At 54.4% G+C, this 22292-nt stretch carries 19 protein-coding genes and 1 pseudogene; 7 read left to right on the forward strand and 13 right to left on the reverse strand.

Going from position 1 to position 22292, the window contains the following annotated elements:
* Positions 1-168 precede the first annotated feature (168 nt).
* From J4772_RS37260 to J4772_RS34935, 3 genes and pseudogenes are all read right to left on the reverse strand, one after another.
* Positions 169-1302 carry a response regulator gene (locus tag J4772_RS37260; protein ID WP_371822926.1) on the reverse strand — a complete coding sequence of 378 codons (1134 nt, stop codon included), beginning with the start codon at positions 1300-1302 and terminating at the stop codon, positions 169-171.
* 24 nt (positions 1303-1326) lie between these two features.
* Positions 1327-2220 (reverse strand): annotated as a pseudogene (locus J4772_RS37265) (sensor histidine kinase); the annotation flags it as partial.
* Positions 2150-2626 carry a LytR/AlgR family response regulator transcription factor gene (locus J4772_RS34935; protein ID WP_209073397.1) on the reverse strand — a complete coding sequence of 159 codons (477 nt, stop codon included), beginning with the start codon at positions 2624-2626 and terminating at the stop codon, positions 2150-2152. The gene J4772_RS34935 and the pseudogene J4772_RS37265, both read right to left, overlap by 71 nt.
* 213 nt (positions 2627-2839) lie before the next feature.
* On the opposite strand from J4772_RS34935, the gene nirB reads away from it, so the two are divergent.
* The 3 genes from nirB to J4772_RS34950 are packed head-to-tail and all read left to right on the forward strand — an operon-like array spanning position 2840 to position 6430.
* Positions 2840-5245 (forward strand): nitrite reductase large subunit NirB, encoded by a 2406-nt coding sequence (gene nirB, locus J4772_RS34940; RefSeq protein ID WP_209073398.1) that lies wholly within the window; start codon positions 2840-2842, stop codon positions 5243-5245.
* 2 nt (positions 5246-5247) lie between these two features.
* Entirely contained in the window at positions 5248-5571 is a 324-nt protein-coding gene (gene nirD, locus J4772_RS34945; protein WP_209073399.1) for a nitrite reductase small subunit NirD, read from the forward strand.
* Positions 5572-5602: 31 nt separating this feature from the next.
* Positions 5603-6430 (forward strand): formate/nitrite transporter family protein, encoded by an 828-nt coding sequence (locus tag J4772_RS34950; protein ID WP_209073400.1) that lies wholly within the window; start codon positions 5603-5605, stop codon positions 6428-6430.
* Positions 6431-6452: 22 nt separating this feature from the next.
* Here the strand turns inward: J4772_RS34950 and J4772_RS34955 are convergent, their stop codons facing one another.
* A complete protein-coding gene (locus J4772_RS34955; protein ID WP_209073401.1) occupies positions 6453-7181 on the reverse strand; it encodes a proline dehydrogenase family protein in 729 nt (242 codons plus the stop codon).
* A 126-nt stretch (positions 7182-7307) separates the two neighbouring features.
* Here J4772_RS34955 and J4772_RS34960 point away from each other — a divergent pair, with 126 nt between their 5' ends.
* Both J4772_RS34960 and J4772_RS34965 read left to right on the forward strand, forming a co-directional pair.
* Entirely contained in the window at positions 7308-8729 is a 1422-nt protein-coding gene (locus J4772_RS34960) for a MocR-like pyridoxine biosynthesis transcription factor PdxR (RefSeq protein ID WP_209073402.1), read from the forward strand.
* A gap of 99 nt (positions 8730-8828) precedes the next feature.
* Positions 8829-10742 carry a sensor histidine kinase gene (locus J4772_RS34965; RefSeq protein WP_209073403.1) on the forward strand — a complete coding sequence of 638 codons (1914 nt, stop codon included), beginning with the start codon at positions 8829-8831 and terminating at the stop codon, positions 10740-10742.
* Positions 10743-10800: 58 nt separating this feature from the next.
* On the opposite strand, the gene J4772_RS34970 is transcribed toward J4772_RS34965, so the two are convergent.
* Positions 10801-11037 carry an NHLP leader peptide family RiPP precursor gene (locus J4772_RS34970; RefSeq protein ID WP_116063899.1) on the reverse strand — a complete coding sequence of 79 codons (237 nt, stop codon included), beginning with the start codon at positions 11035-11037 and terminating at the stop codon, positions 10801-10803.
* Between the two features lie 69 nt (positions 11038-11106).
* Positions 11107-12096, reverse strand: coding sequence for a hypothetical protein (locus J4772_RS34975; protein WP_209073404.1), 990 nt, complete (start codon positions 12094-12096; stop codon positions 11107-11109).
* A gap of 223 nt (positions 12097-12319) precedes the next feature.
* Between J4772_RS34975 and J4772_RS34980 the strand changes: the two genes are divergently transcribed.
* On the forward strand, positions 12320-12493 hold the full coding sequence (locus J4772_RS34980) for a hypothetical protein (RefSeq protein WP_209073405.1): 174 nt from the start codon (positions 12320-12322) through the stop codon (positions 12491-12493).
* A gap of 66 nt (positions 12494-12559) precedes the next feature.
* Here the strand turns inward: J4772_RS34980 and J4772_RS34985 are convergent, their stop codons facing one another.
* The 7 genes from J4772_RS34985 to J4772_RS35015 form a co-directional block, all read right to left on the reverse strand.
* Positions 12560-13201 (reverse strand): NAD(P)-dependent oxidoreductase, encoded by a 642-nt coding sequence (locus J4772_RS34985; protein ID WP_209073406.1) that lies wholly within the window; start codon positions 13199-13201, stop codon positions 12560-12562.
* Positions 13202-13316: 115 nt separating this feature from the next.
* Positions 13317-13754: an Rrf2 family transcriptional regulator gene (locus tag J4772_RS34990; RefSeq protein WP_209073407.1), complete on the reverse strand. Its 438-nt coding sequence runs from the start codon at positions 13752-13754 to the stop codon at positions 13317-13319.
* Between the two features lie 281 nt (positions 13755-14035).
* Entirely contained in the window at positions 14036-15676 is a 1641-nt protein-coding gene (locus J4772_RS34995) for a response regulator (RefSeq protein ID WP_209073408.1), read from the reverse strand.
* On the reverse strand, positions 15652-17400 hold the full coding sequence (locus J4772_RS35000) for a sensor histidine kinase (RefSeq protein WP_209073409.1): 1749 nt from the start codon (positions 17398-17400) through the stop codon (positions 15652-15654). Before J4772_RS35000 ends, J4772_RS34995 begins: the two co-directional genes overlap by 25 nt.
* A gap of 125 nt (positions 17401-17525) precedes the next feature.
* On the reverse strand, positions 17526-19055 hold the full coding sequence (locus J4772_RS35005; protein ID WP_209073410.1) for an ABC transporter substrate-binding protein: 1530 nt from the start codon (positions 19053-19055) through the stop codon (positions 17526-17528).
* Between the two features lie 63 nt (positions 19056-19118).
* A complete protein-coding gene (locus tag J4772_RS35010) occupies positions 19119-20009 on the reverse strand; it encodes a carbohydrate ABC transporter permease (protein WP_116063890.1) in 891 nt (296 codons plus the stop codon).
* A gap of 20 nt (positions 20010-20029) precedes the next feature.
* Positions 20030-21010, reverse strand: coding sequence for an ABC transporter permease (locus J4772_RS35015; protein WP_371822804.1), 981 nt, complete (start codon positions 21008-21010; stop codon positions 20030-20032).
* A gap of 238 nt (positions 21011-21248) precedes the next feature.
* Here J4772_RS35015 and J4772_RS35020 point away from each other — a divergent pair, with 238 nt between their 5' ends.
* Positions 21249-22226: a metallophosphoesterase family protein gene (locus tag J4772_RS35020; RefSeq protein ID WP_209073411.1), complete on the forward strand. Its 978-nt coding sequence runs from the start codon at positions 21249-21251 to the stop codon at positions 22224-22226.
* Positions 22227-22292: the final 66 nt, after the last annotated feature.

A 22292-nucleotide genomic window follows, 5' to 3' on the forward strand; every position in this document is an offset into this window, starting at 1 on the left:
TTAAGCCATTTCGTTACACGCCAACTTTAGATGAAATTCCGTACAAAGCTCAGAAAGAAAGAACTCGAGTTGTCCAAACTTATAAAGTCTATAGCGACAAAAAAGACCGCTCAACAAGGGAGCTTAATTCCTCCCCTTGCCGAGCAGTCCATCAATTCGTCTGCCGGATTATTTTTCCGGGACAACAAACGATACTGTCGTTCCTTCGCCGAGCCGACTGTCGATCGACAGCCCCTTCCCGTATAGACGCGTTAATCTGTGATGCGTGTTCGCCAGACCAACGCCTCCAGCCTTCTCCTTTTGCGCGGAATGGAGCAAACGGGCGGCTCTATCCGGATCCATGCCGATGCCGTTGTCCTTAACTTCGACCAGAATGCCGCGATCCGTGCGAATAACCCGCAACCGCAGCTCGCCTCCCTCCACCCGACTTAGCAAGCCGTGCTTAACGGCATTCTCTACGAGCGGCTGGATGGACAGAGGCGGCAATTCCACCCGAAGCTTAGGCTCGACTTCGCGGATCACTTTCAGTTTTTCCCCAAACCGCTCCTGCTCGATATAGAGGTAAGCTTCAACCAATTGCAGCTCATGCTCCAGATCAACCGTCTCGCCCGTGTTCAAGTAATCGAAGCTGATTCGCAGGAAAGAGGTAAAAGCGTCTCCCAACGCTCTCATTCTTTCCGTATCTATCTCGCTAAGCGCCATGAGCGAGTTCAACGTATTAAACAGAAAGTGCGGATGAATCTGTGCCTGTAGATAGGCCGCTTCGATCCGTAGGCGATCCTGAATCGATTGCTTCAGTAAGATTAATGCCCGAATCCGATATCTCAACTCCACGGCATCCGCCGGCTTGGTCATATAATCGTTCGCGCCCGCCAGGAAACCGGTATAGATGTCGGCCGGCAGGCTGCGCGCGGTAAGCAGCAGCACCGGAAGCTCCGATACGGCATACCGCTCCCTCACTCTCTGCGTCAGCTCATACCCGGACATTCCCGGCATCATGACGTCCGCGATCAGCAAATCCCAGTTGTCCGATTCCAGCAGTTCCAACGCCTCTTGTCCGGAGCAAACCGTTTGCAGAATATAAGGCTCCGACGACAAGATGCCCTCGAGCACCTTGAGGTTGATCGGTTCGTCGTCCACGGCCAATATACGAATCTCCCGGTCCGAGAGCAGATGAAGCGAGGAATCTCCGATCGTCCCGTATTCCTTCTCGTCTTCCGGATAGCGAATGACGGCAATCGCCTGCTGCGACGCGGCGACCTCCCGTTCCGAGAGCTCCTCATCAGTAGGGGGTGAAGCCACTTGCTTATCGGCGAACTGCAGCCTGAATCGAAAAGTCGAGCCCTGTCCCTGCACAGAGTCAAGCTGCAGCCCGCTTCCGTGCAGCTCGACCAGCTGTTTGCAAATACTTAGGCCAAGTCCGATTCATCTGCCGTCGCGAATGCCATAATCTCCTTGAACGTACGGCATGAAAATACGCGCTTTCGTCTCCTCATCCATACCGGCGCCGGTGTCGGACACCTGAATCTCGGCATAGCCTTCACCAGTCTCCAAGGAGACCCGAACGCTGCCTTGCTCCGTATATTTGAGCGCGTTGTACAGCAGATTGTACAAAATCTGCACAAACCTCTTCTCGTCCGCCCATACCGGAGGCGCAGAATCGTCTATCCTCATCTCCAAGCGGATCGGCTTGCCTTCCGCCATATGCTTCAACATCGCCAGAATGCCCGGCACAATCGCCTGCACGCTTACCGGCTCGGGTCGAAGAACGACCTGATGCTCCTGAAGTCGGGCGATATCTAGCAGGTCGTCCAATAGACGAGACATCCGCCTGCTGACCGTGCCTACCAGTTCCATCTCCCTGAGGCTGGTTTCCTCCAGCTTGTGCTTTTCTCTGGCGTAGATGCTGCCCGTAATATTCATAATGCCGTGTAAAGGAGTTCGCAGTTCGTGCGAGGTGCTGGCCAGAAATCGATCCTTCATTTTATCCGAAATTTGCAGCTTCTCGTACAAGTCGCTAATTTTATCGGTATTGCGCAAATATCTCAGAAACCAGTATGCCGAGAAAAAGATGACCGCTACTGCAAGATCGAGCGGATAGTAGACATGCATCGTTTCCGAGAAAGAATCCGCGATGCTCCAGGCCAGATTAAACAGAATGCAGACGCATGTCAGCAGCAGCAACCGCGAATCCCGATCCTCCTGCCTGCGTATGAACATGACGACTGCGCTCCAAATCCGGCATTGGCCTAGCTTTCTTAATCCGCAGCTTCTCTTCCACTCTGAGCAACGTCTGGCGCAATCGGTCCTCCTGCACGGGCTTCATGACGTAATCCAGCGCATACAGCTCGAAGGCTTTTACGGCATACCGGTCGTAAGCCGTCACAAATACAATCTCAATGCCGGGAACTGTAGCCTGTAGCTGCCTTCCCAGCTTTAGCCCGTCTATCTCCGGCATATGAATGTCCAGAAATACCACATCGGGACGATGCTCCATCACGCCTGCAGCGACCTCGTTCGGATCGGTATACTCCGCAGCGATGTCCACCTCTTCGCTCTCGCGTTCAAGCGCCCGCCGAAGCCGGAATAGCGCTAGCGGCTCGTCGTCGACCAATATGATTTTCATGATGGTTCCACCCCGCCCGGATCGATGTTGGTAGGGAATATTATACCATTATCAAGTCGCATCCGGGCAGGGTCGTAGATCCCCGGGACTAATAACACATTTTTCAGGGAATTCCCTGATACACGAAATCCTTGAATCATGATACGATGATCGTATAGAAAGTGAAAACATTCACAATATATAAGTGAAAATTTTCACAACAGGAGGAGCCCTATGACAAAAGAGAAACTGCTTCTAATCGGCAACGGCATGGCCGGCGTGAGAACGATTGAAGAAATACTGGAGCGGAACTCCCATCAATACGAGATTACGATTATCGGCGAAGAACCCTATACGAATTACAACCGCATTATGCTGTCCAATGTCCTGCAAAAGAAGATGACGGTGGATGAAATCGTCACGAATCCGCTGCAATGGTACGAGGATAACGGCATTACGCTTATCCACCACGATCCGGCGATCCGTCTGGATCCGCAAACTAAACAAGTCATTACGGCCGAAGGCCAATGTATCCATTATGACAAATGTATTATCGCCACAGGGTCCAGGTCTTTTATTCTGCCCATCGAGGGCGCGGAGCTGGCGGGCGTGTTGGGCTTCCGCACCATTGACGACACGCTGCAAATGATCGAACAAGCCAAGCAATATAAGCGGGCTGCAGTGATCGGAGGCGGCTTGCTAGGGCTTGAAGCGGCTAAAGGCCTCGTCGATCAAGGCATGGAGGTCACAGTCGTTCACTTGGAAAAATGGCTAATGGAAACGCAGTTGAACGAACCAGCCGGAAATTTATTGAAGAAGGATTTGGAGAAACAGGGCATTCGCTTTCTAATGGAGAAAAAAACGACCCGCATACTGGGAACGAGCAGAGTGGAAGGCCTTGAATTCAGCGACGGCAGCACTCTAGAGGCGGATTTGGTCATTATGGCGGTCGGCATCCGGCCGGTGACCGGGCTGGCCAAGGACGCGGGGCTGCATGTCGAGCGAGGAATCGTCGTTGACGACTTCATGACCACAAGCGCGGCGGACGTGTATGCGGTAGGCGAATGCGCACAGCATAATAAAACGATCTACGGCCTGGTCGCTCCGCTGTATGAGCAAGGGAAGGTACTGGCCGACCTGCTCGCACACCGCCCAACGGACGGCTATAAAGGCAGTACGGTGTCCACTTCGTTAAAAGTGTCCGGCTGCGATCTGTTCTCGGCGGGCATCATCCGGGAGAGCGACGACGTAAAGGGCATTGAGGCTTATAACGGCTTAAACAACAGCTACAAGAAGCTGTTTATTCGGGATAATCGCATTGTCGGCATCGTGCTGTACGGCGATACGTCCGAAGAAAATCGCTACTATAAAATGCTGCGGAACGGGACCGATATTGCCGCCCTGAATCCCGTAACGCTGCTGGCGGCCGCCGACGAAGAAGCCGGAGCAAGCGTAGCGCAATGGGACGATACCGATACCGTATGCGGCTGCAACGGCGTCACGAAGGGAACCATCGTCAATGCGATCCACGCGCAGCAATTAACATCTGTGGCCGACGTTGTTCGCTGTACGAAAGCGGGCAACTCCTGCGGCAAATGCAAGCCGATGATCGGCGAGCTGCTCTCGCACGTCCTGGGCGACAAGGTTGCGCTTGCGCCGACGGGCATTTGCGGCTGTACGGATCTGACCAGGGACGACATTGTCCTGCAAATTCACGAGAAGGGTCTGAAAACATCGAAGGACGTCTTCCGCGAGCTGGGCTTCCGCAATGCCGAAGGCTGCTCGAAATGCCGTCCGGCGATTAATTTCTATCTTAATGTTACCTTCCCTAATGAGCATCAGGATGAAAAAGAATCCCGTTATGTTAATGAACGCATGCATGGCAATATCCAGAAGAACGGCAGCTTCTCGGTCATTCCTAGGATGAGAGGCGGCAAAACGACGCCGCAGCAGCTGTTGAAAATTGCGCAGGTGGCAGAAAAATACAATGTGCCTCTTGTCAAAGTAACGGGTAGTCAGCGCATTGGCCTGTACGGTGTAAATAAAGAGGATTTACCGGCTATGTGGGAAGAGTTGGACATGACCTCCGCTTCCGCCTACGCCAAAGCCGTTCGTTCCGTGAAAACATGCGTAGGCGCCAACTTCTGCCGCTTTGGCACGCAGGACTCCATGGGGCTGGGCATTAAGCTGGAGGAGCGTTACGAGTACATCGATACCCCGCACAAATTCAAGATGGGCGTATCGGCTTGCCCTCGCAGCTGCGTGGAAAGCGGAGTTAAGGACTTTGGCGTCATCGGCGTAGAAAACGGCTTCCAGATTTATATCGGCGGCAACGGCGGTACGGAAGTGAAGGAGGCCACGCTGCTGACTACGGTTGAGACGGAGCAGGAGGTTATCGATCTGTGCGGCGCCATGCTGCAATACTACAGGAAGACAGGCAATTACGCCGAACGTACTGCGCCATGGCTGGAGCGACTTGGATTTGAGCATGTCAAGTCCGTACTGCTGGACCCTGAGCAAAGCAAAGCTTTGCTGGCGGAGCTGGATGCGGCCGTAGCCGGCAAACGCAAAGACCCGTGGACGGAAATTCGCAGCAATGAGCATAAAGAACAAGAGCTTTATACAGTAGGGAGAGGATAAGGATGGGAACAACTCAAGTCAAACAAAAGGTGTTTGTCGCCAACTTCGCCGAACTGCCGCCCCGCATTGGTCGCGAAATAGTGGTAGATGGCCTTAAAATTGCCGTATTTCGCTTATCCGACGATCGAATCAAAGCGATTGGCGGAGTTTGCCCGCACAAGCAGGGGCCGCTTGCCGAAGGAATCGTGGCCGGCGAATATGTGTTCTGTCCGCTACACGAATACAAAGTGTCCTTGATCGACGGCAAAGTCCAGGAGCCGGACGACGGCTGTGTGGCCACCTACGATACTCTCGTTGAAGAAGATAAGGTTTACGTGCTGGTATAAAAATTCGTCTTCCCATGGGAGGGAGATAGCGATGTTTAAGCAAAATGTTGAAGCGATTGTGGAGGTAGGCGTCGCTAAAGCAAACTATATGAAGCGAGAGAAGCTGGGTTACTTCATTGCGACCATGCTTGCGGGAGCCTATGTCGGTTTCGGAATTATACTTATCTTCACCTTGGGAGCGCCGCTGGCCCAATCCGGTTCCCCCTTTCAGCCGTTAGTGATGGGGGCAAGCTTTGGGATTGCCTTGACCCTGGTCATTATCGCAGGAGCGGAATTGTTTACAGGGAACAATATGGTTTTTACGATCAGTACGCTGGCAGGCAAAACAACTATGAAAGAGACATGGATCAACTGGCTTATTGTATTTATCGGAAATTTGGCGGGAGCGGTTGTATTCGCCTTGCTTGTAAAGGGCTCGGGACTGTTCAATGCCGTGCCGGCGGAACATCTAGTCTTTACGGCCGCAGCGAAAAAGATGAACGCTCCGTTTACGGAATTGTTTTTCCGCGGCATTCTTTGTAACTGGCTCGTATGTCTTGCCGTCTGGATGAGCATAAAGCTGAAAAGCGAAGGAGCCAAAATGTTCGCCATCTGGTGGTGCTTGTTCGCCTTTATTGCCAGCGGCTATGAACATAGCGTGGCGAATATGACCTTGCTCAGCGTTGCGCTGATCTTGCCGCAGCATCCCGAGGCGGTTACTGCCGCCGGCTGGTTGCATAATATGTTTCCCGTAACGCTTGGCAATATGGTTGGCGGTATCTTATTCGTTGGTCTGGCTTATTGGAGAATTTCCCCGGTTCGGAAAAGCGAGTCGGTTGAGCTTACTCCGAACCAACCGAAGAAAGCTGCGAATCTGTGAGCGATCTCGCACACGCAGCAGGCTACCGATTCAAGCCCGGCAGCCCGTAAGCGACCTGTATCCTTGGCCGGTATCCGGCGCTCTTCGCTTCATTCAGCAGATCCGGACGCATCCCTCGGGGCAGTTCGATTTCCGCGTTCAAGGCCGCCTGCAAGCCGAGAATCCGAGCTTCGCGATAGGCGGCCTCGTCATGCGCAACCAGCGAAACGAGGCGGCCCGAGGCGATTGCCATGCGTGCCAGCCGATGGTAAGCGGCCGAGTCCGTCCGGCCTCCTTCCACGAGACGGGTTCGGCCGGAGAACGGCATAATCTTGGCCAAGTCCGCCTCCGCACGCCCGGAATCCGCCTGCAGCGTAATGCCGACGCTCGGATAAAGCCTGGCGGCTCTCTTGTAAGCGTCCAAAAGGTTGTCCGCAAGTTCAACCCCCTCCGCGTTAATCATGATCGTTATACCGTACAAAGCCGCCTCCCGGATCAAATCTTCCAGTTGCCGAAAGGCAAGCTCGTCGTCGACGCCCATGCCGATCCGGGAAAGCTCCAGCAGGAGCGTCGTCGACCTTCCGGCGACTCCCAGCATATCGATGAGTCTTCTCAGCTCGTTCTTCGTTTCGACGCACTCCCGCAAGCCTTTGGCTTCTTCTCCGATATAAGCCAACGATACCCCGTAGCCTCTGTATGTTAACCGGACCGCTTCGCAGACGGCATCCTCCCGCTTCGTCCCGACAACGGTTCCCCTCGGCAAATGCTTCATTCCCGCCTTCTCCCCTTCTTCTCTTTTTCCAACTTCCCAGTCCTAATGTACCGTGTTAAAGTGGACTGTAACAGGATCACTTGAACGCATTTTTGACCATACCACTTTGCACGAAGGAGAAGAGAAATGATGTGGACGGCGATCGATCGAACTTCCGGGACGCCCCTGTTCAGACAAATTTACGAGGCCTTCCGCCAGAGGATCTTGCACGGGGAGCTTCAAGGAGGAGATCAGCTTCCCAGTACGCGTGATTTGGCATCCAGCCTGCAGGTGTCCCGGACGGTTATCGTGGAGGCTTACGAGCAGTTGCTCGCCGAAGGCTACATCGAAGGCCGCCGCGGTTCGGGAACGTTCGTCGCCGAGGGCACCCTTCTGCCGCTTATCGAGCCGTCCGTTCCGGCCGCCCGATCTGTCCCGCACGATTCGCAGCCGCTTATAAGAGACGGTCTCGTCAATCCGGATCTGGTCGATTTTCGCCACGGCATTCCCGCTCTCGATCTGTTTCCGAAGAAGCTATGGGGAGATCTAGCCAAACGGATCTGCACGGAAGCTTCGCCCGAAGCGTTCGGCTACGGCCGACCGGAGGGACGGCACGAGCTTCGCGGCGTACTCGCCCGATACTTGCGCAGGTCCAGGGGAGTCGTCTGCGAACCGGAACAGCTTCTGGTGACGACCGGCGCCACGCAGGCGATTTCATTGGTTGCCAAGCTGCTGCTGACCGGAAAATCGGATGTTCTGGTGGAAGATCCGATTACCTCCGAGATCCATACGATGTTCACGCTTCCCGGAACGGAACTTCATCCGATTCCTGTCGACGATTCGGGCATGATCACCGACCTCCTGCCTGCGGACATCAACCCCAAGCTCGTTTACGTCACGCCGTCCCACCAATTTCCGATCGGGGGCTTACTGCCAATCCAGCGGCGTGTCCAGCTCATCCAGTATGCGGCCAGAACCGGAAGCTACATCGTCGAAGACGATTACGACAGCGAATTTCGCTACGAGAGCGCGCCCGTCAGCTCTCTGCAAGGGCTCGATCCGGAGCGCGTCGTCTACATTGGCACGTTCAGTAAAATTTTGTCCCCGGCGCTTCGTATGGGCTACATCGTCCTCCCTGCTTCTCTTATCGAACGCGCTCGGGGTTTGAAATGGCTCACCGACCTCCACACGCCGTCGTTGGAGCAGCTTATCCTGGCCGAATTCATCGAAGAAGGCTATCTGGACCGACACATCGCGAAGATGAAAAAGCTGTACCGCAAGCGCCGAGACTTCCTCATTCGGCAGCTGCGCCATTCGTTCGGGGACGCTGTGCGCATTCTCGGCCATTCCACCGGCATCCATCTGATCGCCGAATTCGCCGGGATCTCATTTACGCCGGAGCTCCTGTCCGTCATCGAAGAAAACGGCGTCAGAGTCTATCCGGTTGCCGTTCATGCCTTCCGGCGAGACGTCCAAAGGCACCGGATCATTATCGGGTATGGGAATTTATCTGAAAGCAGAATAGAAGAAGGGATTCGAAGATTAAGCACAGCGTTGAAGAAAGAATAAATAGTTGCACAGGATGATGACAAATATTGTCGAATTTTATACATTATTGATGGTTTTGTGATACGTTAGACGCATAACTTGTAACTTGCGAGGTGTACGATGAAGTCGGTGCTAAGAATATCGGCTTTGGGAGCGTTTGTATTCCTGTTTATACTTGCGCCTCAGCTTGCCAGTGCCCAGCCTCACGCGGTTACGATCCAGCATTGGCAAATTCAATATATCCCGGAAAAGGGTTCTCTTGACCTTCCTTCCTCGGTTGAAGGAGATTGGCTGGAGGCAGATATTTACGATCCCGGAACGACGCTACCGAGCGAAAGTCGCGGCGTATGGATCCGGCTTGTTCTGCCTCCTACTTCGGATTGGGTCAATCCAGGTTTGCTGGCGGATCGCTTGTATGCGCAAGATATCGCCGTCTATCGGGGGGAGCAGCTGCTTCTGGAATCGACCCGCGCTTTCGCTTTCGATCTGAACAAGCTGATTTTGCCGATCGGGGCGCTCTCGGAGTCTTCCGATCTGTATATCCGCATCCTGGTCACCGGAGAACGGGCCGGCTTGGTCGGCGGCATTCGGCTCGACGATTTCAACGATCTCTCCGAGCGGTTCATCTCCCGGGACATTGCCGATGTCCTTCTCGGAACCGGCATCGCTTTCCTGGGGTTGATCATGCTCATTTGTACCGGATACTTGCATAGGAGACAGCGCAGCACGTGGATCTCGCTCTCCCTGATCGCCCTCACGACGGGTCTGCTGATGATCTTCTATTCGCCGCTTCCTTACATCTACTTCGAAGAATACGGACGCCTGCTGTCGTACCTGTTCGACGCGTCGATGTTCGTACTGTTCCCGTCTCTCATCTACTATATCGATCAGATGTTCGAGGGACAGTTCCGCTTTTTCACGAAGTTTCGTTATTTCCAAACGGGCTATTCCGCTCTTGGCCTGCTTGCGTTGCTGATTTACGCCGTCACGAACGGTCGCTTCTTCGAGCCTTATTACTTGCTCTCGAATCGTATTTTCGGAGTTCTGATTCTGTTCCAACTTGTTCTTGTTCTCGTCTTGTCCATCATCCATGCGCTTAAAGGAAACAAAAACGCCATCACGTTATCGATAGGAATGTTTCTGCTAGCGATACTGGGAACGGCCGACATGATCATCTACTATTTAAGCGAGAGAACTTATACGCTCTTCCTATGGAAATTCGGCGTTGTCGGGCTCATGGTGACGCTCGTCATCATTCTCGCCAGACGAATCTCCGCCGATTACGGCACACTGGTCAATTACTCCAAGAAGCTGGAGCTGTACAACCATAGGCTCGAGAGAACGGAGAAACTGAAAATCATCAGCGACCTCGCCGCTTCCGTGGCACACGAGGTCCGCAATCCGCTCCAGGTGACAAGAGGCTTCCTGCAGCTGCTGTCGGGTAAATCCGATGACAAAAACAAGCCGTTCTTCGATATGGCAACAAACGAGCTGGACCGAGCGGCCACGATCATCACCGATTTTCTAACCTTCGCGAAGCCGGAGATGGAGACCGTGTCTTTGCTGAATTTATCGGAGGAAATTTCCAAGATTGAGACGATGATGACTCCGCTAGCCGCGATGCACGATACAGTTCTTCTGTTCCGTTCGCAAACCGGCCTTTATTGCCACGGAAATTCTTCCAAGCTCAAACAGGCGTTCATCAACGTGATCAAAAACAGTCTGGAAGCAACGGGGTCAAATGGGAAAATCGAGGTGTCCGCCACCGCCGAGAACGACGAAGTCGTCATTCGGGTCAAGGACAACGGAGAAGGGATGGAAGAGGAACAAATCGCCAAGCTGGGAGTCCCGTTCTTCTCGACCAAAGCGAAGGGAACCGGTCTCGGCCTCATGGTTACCTTCCGCATTATCGAAGTCATGAAGGGAACAATCGAATTCCGGAGCGTCAAACAGCAAGGAACCGAAGCCATTATCCGCTTCCCGTTGGTCACAGCCGCCGAGGAGCCCGACTCGCTAAGCGGTACCGGCGCTTGACCGTTCAACGCCAAAAAAAAGAACCGAAGGAAAACCCTTCGATTCTTCCGCAGATCCATTACCACACGATATTGACGCTTGGGTCTCCGCCGTCGACATCCTCCGGGTTCGGAGGAAGTACCAGGAAGTACTGCGAAGCGGTTTCTTCTACGACCTTCAGGTCGATGCCGGCGGGAATGTCGATCCCGAACGCGGCTTTGATCGCTTCCTTAGGTTCGCTCAGAAGACTTGTCTTGAAAGCGGGATCTTCCCAAGCTTTCTTGATAATCTGCACTTTAAGAGATTCCAGTGACATGAGAGCACGCCCTTCCCAAAATGTGGTTAAGCCTACTTTCATCATACCATGGACCTCGGTCAAAAGTCCTCATTTATTTGATAGATTCGACAAAAGCATGGATAATCCGCCTTCGGCTGCCAATTGATCAACTCGTTCTTCCGTTTCAATAGCATCCTTCTCAAGCCCCATTACAATATCCGCATGAAAGGCCAGCAACGCTTCAGGAACTTCGGGCATATTTACGAGTTTCTCGTGATGCCCTTTGGCGATCCCAACCAACTCTCGCAAACAGCCAATCCGATAGATCCCCCGTTTGACCAACCGTTCTTCCAACGGTTGGTTCGAAGGGAGTTCCAGCGCACGCCGAACGAGCGTCAGAAAAGCGTTGCGCCTTTCCCCGTCCTCGGCCAAGTCCTCCCGCCAGTCGGCCCAATCGTCGGAAAGCTGCAGCGTCGCCAGAGCGAGATCGAGCGCCTCCTCCATCTGGGGAAGGCGCTCCGCCCGCCCGGACACTAGCAGCATGCCTGCCGCGCACAGCTTCACGGGCGCCGATTTGCGCGCCAGAGCCGCGGGATTAGCGGGATCTGCCTTCTGGTCGCCTTCATCCGCAACGGCACAAGCCCAGTCTGCGAGATACGTCTCGTACCGCTCCCAAAGCGGGGATTCCGGCGGAAAATAATACCCATACCGCCGTTTAAACGCCTCATGCAGCATCTGACCAAGGGCCAATGCGCGTCTCGTCTCCTTTAGGTCTGCAACGGTCTTCGCATCCATCACATCGTCGAGCAAGAAGAAGTGCAGCATCGCGTACACGTTGCCAACCGCGAGTTCCCGGCACAGATCGTCCCCACACCCGGTCAGCTCCTTGAACCAGAAAGGCAGAAGAAAGCAAATGTAGTTCGTTCCTCCGCCGGCTTCTCCCGAATTCGAGGCCGCTGGATTGAAGCTCTTCAACAGCGACGATGCCAAATCGGCGAGAGGAGCCGGCAATGCCGAAAGACCGCCTGTCGCTTCCGCAAATATCCGCGCTAGCTCCCCCTCGTACCGTCCCAGCCAAACCTCCCGCATTCCGTTCATGCGTTCCGCCCCCGTCTAATCCCCGGTCGCGTCCGGAGATGATGCGCCGTTTTATCCCGTTATCCGTTCTTCATCCGGCGTTTGCTCTTGTTTCCGTCAGTATACTTCGAATTACCTAAGAAAGCTACGAAATCGCGACAGGATTGTGCGGCGCATAAACGAACCGTCTCCATTGCACACTAATCAGTGGATCTAATTAACGATGCAGAGGAGCGATGTTCTCATGGCCAATCACCGAGACAAATTATCGAAGGCGGAGGTTCAATCCATCCCGCTTAACAAGATGCCTGTCCCCGGAGAAGATGACGTAGAGTTCTCCGCTGAGGAGGCGGCTGAGGCGTTCGAGCAGAACGGGGCGGCGAACGCGACTGCCGATCACCAAGGCGAAAGAGAATAACGGCAAAGAAGGTGCAGCTACTCCGTCAACGGGAAATAGCCTGCACCTTTTTCGTTCGACAGGGACTTATTCAAAGTCGGAAACGACTGTAAACCGCTCGTTTTCGTGTTGCGGATTCTCGATCTCATCGACGATAGCGATCGCGTAGTCGGCATAGCTGACATGGCTTTCGCCGGAGGAGTTAACCAGCAGATGGTCTTTACCGGTACGGTATGTCCCTGTTCGCTTGCCTTCCGGGTTAAAGAAGGCGGACGGGCTGACGAAGGTCCACTTGACGCCTGTCGACTCCTTCAGGTCCTGGAGATTCTGAGCTTGATTGGAAGCCGTCGCTTTGAACAGATCCGGGAAGTCGGGCGTGTCCACTACTCGCAGCGTTTTGGCTTCGTCCACGTACAAGCTGCCGGCGCCTCCAACGATGATCAAGCGGGTATCCGGCGCGCCTCGGAACGCTTGAATCAGAGACCGACCCGCTTCCACATGCAGATGCTCCTGACCGAGCGGAGCTCCGAAGGCGTTCACGACGACATCCAAACCCGTTACATCCTCCGCCGTCAGTTGGAACGCATCCTTCTGCACAACCTTAACTCCGCTTTCCTTGATTTTCGCTGCATCGCGCACGAACGCCGTAACCTCATGACCTCTCGCTACCGCTTCCTTCAGAATAGCTGTGCCTGCTTTGCCGCTTGCCGCGATAATTCCGATTTTCATAGTCGTTTGCCTCCTAAGCAAAGTGGTTTTTATGAGGGAAAGGGTGAAGCTTCTTCTGCTGAGTTGTAACTATTATAGTTACAACTCCCGTATGAAAAACCGCAGTCCGCCCGCCTCAAGCTTGTGCTTGAATCTGCTTGGAAAGGACGGATACGAGTTCCTCCATGGTGATGTCGGCCAGAACGCCTTCCATTGCTTCCTGCGCACGCGCCAGCAGCAGTTGGAGAACCGCTTGAATGTTAGCGCCGACTTGGCATTGCGGGTTAGGCTCATTATGGATATGGAACAACTTGCCTTCCTCGACAACATCCACCGCGCGATAGACATCCAGCAGAGAAATCTCGTCCAAGCCTCTAGACAGACGAGCGCCGCCGCTCCCCGCCTTAACCGTCGCAAGCCCCGCCTTCTTAAGCTGCCCCAAAATTCGCCTGATAATAACCGGATTAGTCCCAACGCTTCCGGCAATCCACTCCGAAGTATTATGAGCGCTTGGCGTAATTGCAAGCAGCGACAGCACGTGTACCGCTATAGCAAAACGGCTGCTGATTTTCATGCGCAACACCCTTTCGTTGTAATCATTATAGTTACAACACAGGGTAAGTGTCAAGATATAGAGGATGGAGGATTGTGGATCCCGTTCCGGCAGATCGCAATTGCGTATAGCCGAACCGCAAACGAAGATCGAAACAGTCTGGCAGGCCGTTGCGAGGGCGTGTCCCTGCGGTTGTTTACTCAAAGGCTCACGCTCCCCCCGCTCGGCGAGCGTCGAGGCACTTTTTTGGCCTATGCTCCCCTGCTTGGCGAGCGTCGAGGCACTTTTTTGGCCTTCCCCCCTCATCCCGGACAGCCCGATAACTTCCGAAGCTGCTGAGGGTTTACATTGTGCACCTTTTTGAACATTTTGGCGAAGTAGGAGAAGTTGCTGAAGCCAACCGACTGCGCGATGTCCGAGATCGGAAGCGTCGAGCTCTCGATTAGATCCCGGGCGATCCGCATGCGTTCCTGCAGAAGATAGTCGGTGATGCTCATCCCCTTCTCTTTCTTGAACAGACGGGACAGGTACGCCGAATTCAAATACACGTGCTCGGCCAGCATCTCGCGCGTGATATTTTCCGCCAGATGCTCGGAAATGTAGGCGCATAGACGCTCTATCGTCGATTCCTCCTGGAACAGATACCTGTGAACCGTGCGGATAATGCGGATCCCCCAGTCCTCCATCTGTTCCAACGTGCGCGGAGACGCTTCGGCGGGAACGCCTGCATCCTGCAGCAGCCGATAGGCCGACAGCCCTTTCTTCTGCAGCAGATAATACACCATTTGCAGAAAGCCGAGGTAATAGGCTTGAAGCACACTTGCCCCAAAGCGACGATCCGCAGCCAGCTCCCGCAAACTCGCGCTCAGCCGCGCTCCCAGCTCCTCCGCCTTGCCGTTCTCCAGCAGCAGCGTCCACGCGCCGAAGTCCGGCAGCCGGGGGTCGGCCGCTGGCTCGGCCTCCTGTTTGCTTAGCCAATTGAGCTGGTTCGATTCGCTGAGATTGTTGTATTCGAGCGCAAGCAGCGCTTTGTACATCGGAGTTAGCTCGCGCAGCGGCACAGGCTCTCCGATATAACAGGACACCGAGCAGTTCAAATACGTGCTGCAAGCTTCAATATATCTGCCGCACCGTTCGCCGACGACCTCCCGCAGCGTCCCTTCCTCGTCAGGAGAAACGTACAGCAGCGCTACCGTTACCCCATGCTTCGTCTGCACGACCTCCCCGCTGGAATCGGCGACGACCATCTCCGACACCGACTGACGAATCGCGTACTCCATCACTTCCTCGTCCCGCGTGCTGAGCTCCCTTTTCCAATTTTCCACACTGACGACTACCGGAAGCAGCTTCGCATCCGCCTGCATCGTAATCCCATACTCCGCCGGCAGCCGTTCCTCGTCGCCGGGACCGACCACGATGCGTTCCGCCAGCAAATCGTACCAGAACTTCTCGCTGAGCAGCGTCTTCTTCTTGTTCCACAGCTCGTAATAGGGCTTATATTGCTCCGTAAGCGCCAATTCAGCCTTCTTCTTCTGCACCGTATCCAGCGCTTTGCGGATTGTCTGCTCCAGCACGTCGAACTCCACCGGCTTCATAATATAATCAAAGCTGCTTAACTGAATCGCCCGCTGCATAAACCGGAAGTCGCCATGTGCGGTCAGAAAGATCGTCTCCATCCTAAGAGACCGCTCGTTCACCCACTCCAACAGCTCGATTCCCGTCCCCTTCGGCATCTCGATATCGCAGATCATGACGTCGACCGGCTGGCGCTCCAGTATTTTCACCGCTTCCCGCATGTTGAAAGCCTCGCATACGTCGGTCACGCCCAGCCCCTGCCAATCGATCGCATCCTTGATCCCCATGACTGCGTACATCTCATCATCGACAATAAGCACCCGCAAATCGTTCACCTCCGGCTTTATCCGCTGCGGCTCGTCAGCCATTCCGCTTGTTCCTTGTTTTCCGCGGGAATTTCCAGCTCCACCCACGCCCCCGAATCGCGCCCGTTGCCGAACGACAATCCGGCCCCGCTGCCGTACAGCAGGTGCAGACGATGATAGCTGTTGCGCATCCCTAAGTGCAGATCGTCGTTCCTCATAAAATAGCTCCCGCTCTGCAGTTCGGCCAGAACCTCCTCCGGAAAACCGGAGCCGTTGTCGGCAATCCGAATCCGACAGCCCTCCTCTTCCAACCGCGCCCGAATCTCAATGTGAAAAGGCTCATCCATAAAATCGAAGCCATGCTTCACTGCGTTCTCAATAAACGGCTGAACGACAAGCGGCGGAATCGGAATCTCCCCGACATTGCCCTCCATTTCGATCCGAAACGTAATTCTTCCGGGAAAACGCAGCTGCTGAATCCGTAAATAGCTGTCCATATGCTCCATCTCCTCCGCCAAAGCGACGAAGGGTTGACCGGTTTTGGTCGCGAAGCGAAAATATTTCACGAGATTCAGGCACATCGCCTGAATGACGCTGTAATTTTTGATCTGGGCCAAGTTGTAGACGACGTTGATGCTGTTGAGCAGAAAGTGCGGATTGATCTGCAGCTGCAAATGCTTCAGCTCCGCCTTGTGCGTGCGAATTTGCTCCTCGTAGACGTGAATCTGCAGAGTTTGAATTTGCTGAACCATATCGTTAAAGCTCTCGTTCACCAGATGAAACTCCTTGGACGGGGAGCCGGTAAGGCGGAATTCCCAATCTCCCCTTTTGAGCGTTCTCATCCCTTTAAGCAGCTCGTTCACCGGTCGAATTATGATTTGGTTCAAATAGAGCAAATAGAGGGACAGCAGCACGACAACGAAAATCGGAATCCACGCAATAAACTCGCGGAAGCGCGACAGGTTTTGCAGCATTCCCTGCTCAGGGATGAACGCGGCAAGCTCCACGTCGGTCGAAGCGACCGGATGGCTGACGACAATGTAGGTATCCTCTTTACCTGTCATCCGTTGATAGGGCGCCGCGGAATCGATCACGGGCGATCCGGTCAACCCTTTGTCTGCAGCCGTTCCCGTGAGCAGCCTGCCTTCCGCGTTCGCAAAGGCGGCAAAGCCTTCCCTTCCCAGCTGAATTAATTCCAGCGGAACCATCAGATGGTCGAGCCTGACCCAGGCGCCAAGATAAACCCCGGAGCCGGAATCGACGATCCGCATCAAGCCGTACGTGTCGCCGCAGGAGGTTGCCTTCCACTGAGTAAAATACGGACTGCCCGGCTGGGCGTCCTTCAGGCGGCGCTCCAGACATTGCCGGATTTGCAGCATGTCGTCGTAGTTCTCGCCGGGAATTTGCGTTGGAATAAAATCGCGATGAGCGACGGAGTAGGCGAACTGCGTATCGACGCTGCTGTCGAATCGACTATACCGGTCCAAGCTGTGTAAGATGCGAACTTTTGTCAAAGTATAATCGCTGGACGAGCCTTCTAGTTTGCCCAAGGACAAAATGTCGACGTCGTTAGAAGCTAGATCGTACAAGTAGTTGGTCTCTATGGCGAGAGCCGTCTGAATCTGGTTCGAATACAAGGCGATCATGCTGCGGTTCGATTCCGCAGCTTGCTCCCGCACCGAATTGGACGCCATATAGTTACTGTAGAGCAGCAGACAAACAAGCGGCAGCGCGATCGTGACGAAGCCGACGATTAATTTGTAACGAAGCGAACGTTTGGGATTCATCGCTCGGCCTCCTCGAAGGATCGTGGAAGATAGATTTCCTATGCCGTTATTATGTCATACTCCGCGTCGACGGGAAAAGGAAGGAGGAGCTGGAAAACTCTCTCCAGCCCCGCTCTCGACCTATTTTATTTTCCGTTGGCTTTCGCCCACTCATCCAGCTGCCGCTGCGTTTCCTGCAGCACCTTCTGATAGCCTGCCGCATCGCGCTTCGCCTTAAACTTGGCGACCGTCTCCTCAACATCGACTGCTCCGGCGCGCAGCACCGCTCCAAATTCCTTCTCTACGTTGCCGATCGCCGCCATCTCCGCTTTAACCGGCGTCTCGTCGAATGTAAAACCTAGTGCAATGGAGCGCTCCGCGCTGTCGTTGAACTTGCTGAACTGCTCCCATTTGTCCGGGTCTTCGTTCGCCCAGAGGTAGGAATTGAACTGGTTGCCGAACATCCAGCCGCCCGGGCTCGGGTAGCCTTGCGTCTCTGCAGTGACGCCTTCCGGATAATCGATCACGTTATCGGATACTTTGACGTAGTGCTGGCCTTCGATGCCCCAGTCGAGCATATTGAGCAGCTTGGCGTCGGTATACAGCAGATTCAGGAACATCATCGCGCGCTCGGGATCTTTGGACGTGCGGGAGATCGCCAGCATCGCGCCTTGCGCTTCGCCCGTCGTCGTGTACGGCATCGCCGTCTCCACTTGTACTAGCGGCACTCCGGTCGTTACGGTCATCTCTTTGTCCTTGCCCGGCTTCAGCGATTGTCCGATGGCGAAAGCTTTGCGAGCTTTGATCATGTTGATCGCTTGGTCGCTCTCGTCGGATGTGACGACGTCCTTGTCAAACCAACCGTTCAAGTTCCACTGACGCATCCGCTTGAGGAAATCGATGAACTTCGGATCCGCCAGATCGTCGACCACTTTTAGCTCCTTGCTGTCGCGGGAAATTCTGCCGTCGTAGTTGGCCGCATGCCAAGTGTTGGAGAAACGGTTACTTACGATAGGCACAACGTCAGGCTCGTTCTCTTTGATTGTCTTAAACATTTCCTCCATCTCCTCCAGCGTCTTGACGCCGGAGATGTCGAACTTGTACTTGTCGACCAGATCCTTGTTCAGCAGGAAACCGAAGCCCTGAGCAAACTCTTTTTTCGTCGGTACGCCGTACAGCTTGCCGTTAATTTGCGCCCCTTTGATAAAGTCGTCGCCCAGCACCTGAGGAATATCCTTGCCGTGGCTGGCGACCAGATCGTTCAGCTCCAGGAATTGTCCCTTGGACACGTCTTGCGCATAAGCGTACCAACCCGCAGTGAAAATCAAGTCGAACGTTTCGCCCGAGATTTTCATCAGATTCGTTTTGTCGGTCCAGGAGCCCCAATCGATCGGCTTCAGTTCAACGGTAGCGTTGATTTTCTCCGTCAAATATTTGCTCATTTCCTCCTGAACCGCAGCCATATCGCGCTGGGCCGAGCCTGGATAAACCAGCGTCAGCTTGTATGGCTCCAGACCTGCAGCGCTTGCGGATGCAGGCGCCGATGCGGACGGACTGCCGGACGCTCCGGCTTCCTTGGACGGCTGGCTTCCCCCGTTATTGCTTTGACCGCAGGCACCAAGCGTCAGCGCGGTCGCCAGAACTAATGAGCCCCCGGCTATTAGTTTCTTTTTCATGCCCCATCATTCCTCTCGTCTCATTAAGTATATCCTGTATATTGGAACTGAGCAGCCGCGCTATCAGCCTTTCACAGCGCCGCTGGTAATGCCGCTAATGTAGAACCTCTGGAAGAACGGGTAAGCGAGCAGCAGCGGGGCGACGCCGATAATGGCCAGCGCCATACGCACCGTCTCCGTAGGCATCTTGGAAATCAGATCGCCGACCTGGCTTGAGGTATCCGCCTTCATGATCAGAAACTGCACGTTGTTGAGCGTCTTCGTCATCAAGTATTGAATGTTCATGAGCTCCGGCTTGTCGATGAAAAGCATACAGTTGTACCAGTCGTTCCAGTAGGCCAGCAGATTAAACAGTCCGATGGTCGCCATGATCGGCGCCGATAGCGGTACGATCAGTTTAAGGAAGATCGTAAACTCCCCCGCCCCGTCAATCGTACCCGACTCGACAATCGATTCCGGAATCGTATTGGCGAAAAAGCTGCGCATAAGCAGGACATTAAAGGCGCTCAGCATCAGACCGGGGATGATCATCGCGAGCAGCGTATTTTTCAGCCCGAACGTCATCACGTAGGTCATATACCACGGGACCATCCCGCCGCTGAACAGCATCGTAAAAAACAGGATAAAAGACAGCGTACGGCGCATCGGCAGCCCTCTTCGGGACAGCGGATAGGCGAACAACGCCGTAATCAGCAAGCTGACGGTCGTTCCGATCAATGTCACCGCAATCGTCACGCCGTAGGAACGGGCAATCTGCGCAAAGTCGTTAAACAGGAAGGAATACGCGGCGAAATTGATTTTGCTCGGCAGAATGGAATAACCGTTCTGAACGATCGAGCTCTCGTCGGTTATCGAAACCATGAACACCAGCAGGAACGGAAATAACGATGCAATCGCGAATGCTCCGAAGAACAGATGAATGAAGGAAACGCGCGCAAAACTCATACGGTTCATCTACAGTGCGCCTCCTTGGATTAGAATAGAGCGTCATTCTTGCTGATTCTGCGGACGGCGAAGTTCGCGCTCAGGATCAAGAAGAAGCAGACAACGGATTGATAGAAACCGGCGGCGGCCGACATGCCGATGTCTCCCAGCTTCACCATCGCCCGATAGACGAACGTGTCGATCGTATTGGTCGTTGGCATCAGCGGCCCGGAATTCATCGTGACCTGATAGAACAGACCAAAGTCCGAGCGCATGATGGAGCTGATTGCAAGCAGCGTCATAACGATAATAACGGGAGCGATCAGCGGCAGGGTGATGCGCGTCATCTGTTTCCATTTGCCGGCTCCGTCGATGATGGCGGCCTCGTAGTACTCCTTGTCGATGCCGATGATCGCGGCGAAGTAGATAATTGCGAGAAATCCGACGCCCTTCCAGGCGTTCACGATGACGAGAATGTACGGCCAATATTGCGGCTCGTTGTACCACGAAATGGAGTCGAAGCCGAACAAACTGGAAAGCTGCCGATTCACCAGTCCGCTGTCCGCGTTAAGAAAGCTGTAGACGAGGTACGCGACAACGACCATCGAGATAATGTGCGGCAGCAAGAAGGTACTCTGATAAAATCGGGCGACAACCTTGTCCTTGATCTCGTTGATCAGCAGGGCAACGGTCAAAGCGAGCATGAGGTTAACGATGATAAAAGCGACGTTGTACAAAATCGTATTGCGAGTAATCAAATACGCGTCCGGAGAGTTGAACAAAAACTTGAAGTTGTCCATTCCGACCCACGGGCTGCCCCAGATGCCTTGGACGTAGTTCAGGTTTTTGAAGGCCAGAATGACTCCGTACATCGGAATGTAATTGTTGATAAATAAGTAAACCAGTCCGGGCACCGTCATAAGCAGCAGCATCCTGTATCTCTTCACTTCTCTCAGGAACAGGCGAGCACGGCTCGGTGCGGCTTTGGCTGCCGCGGCTTTCGTTCGGTTAGCGGTCGCAAGCGCTTCCATCAGGTTCATCCTCTCTCGTTGCGTAACTCATGATCCTATTATTGCAAAGCCGGCAGGTCGCTCACTACTAGGATGATGACTTCCGAATGATACGAATGTGACTTGTTGGCGAAAATGCAGAAGCGCTGGTTGACGAGCGGAATTGCCGCTCTTATGCTTAGGGCGTGTCTTCGTTCGGACGAGAGAAGTCGGCTTGTTCGAGTGGACTATGTTAATGAGGCGAGGAGCGAGGTATCCGATGAAACAGGGGTATGCCAAGGCTAAAACGTTGCGGTTTCGCGAGGACGGAACCTTCAAGATTGTGCAGTTTACGGACCCGGAGTTCTATGAGGACAGCGAAGCGGAGCGCGCGATGGAAGCGATGATGCTGTCGATTCTGGAGGCGGAACGCCCGGATCTGGTCGTCTACACCGGGGATGTCATCGCTTCGGCCGGGCATCCCGATCCGGCGGGCGCATTCCGCCGCGCTTGCGAGATTCCCGAGCGGGCGGGGACGCCGTGGGCGGCCGTATTCGGCAACCACGACTCCGAGGGCACAATTACCAGGGAGCAGCTTCACGCTCTCCAGCTTACCTATCCGCTGAACTATGCCAAACCGAATCCTCCAGGCGTTCACGGGGCGGGCAACTATGTATTGAGTGTCGCAGGCAGCGACGGGAGCGCTGCTGCGGCTCTGTATTTTTTGGATTCCGGCAGCTATTCGCCGCTGGAGTATAGCCGCATAGGCTTCTATGATTGGATACGCCGGGATCAGATCGAATGGTACGCGCAGCAATCGTATCGGCTGACCGACGACAACGGAGGCGTGCCGCTGCCGGCGCTTGCCTTCTTCCACATTCCGCTGCCCGAATACAACGACGTCTGGGACTTCGAGGTCTGCTACGGAGAGCGATACGAAGTCGTTTGCGCCCCGTGGATCAACTCCGGTATGTTCGCCGCAATGATCGAGATGGGCGACGTGATGGGAACCTTCGCCGGGCACGACCACGGCAACGACTATTGGGGCGAATGGCGAGGTATTCGCCTCTGCTACGGACGCACGACGCGCAATGCGTATCTTGATCGCCCTTTTATGCCGGGAGCCAGAGTCATTTCGCTGCGGGAAGGCGAACGCAGCTTCGACACCTGGATTCGCCTTGCGGACGGCTCGGCGGTCGCCAAGCAACCTCGCCACGAGCCGACGGGACGTTTGCCCAGTCAAGTGCTTCGAAAATAGTTAAAGAGGCGATCGCTCTTGGGTGAAAGTACCCGAGAGCGATCGCCTTAGCGTTATGTCGGAGCC

The organism is Cohnella sp. LGH (assembly GCF_017671885.1).
Lineage (GTDB): Bacteria > Bacillota > Bacilli > Paenibacillales > Paenibacillaceae > Cohnella > Cohnella phaseoli.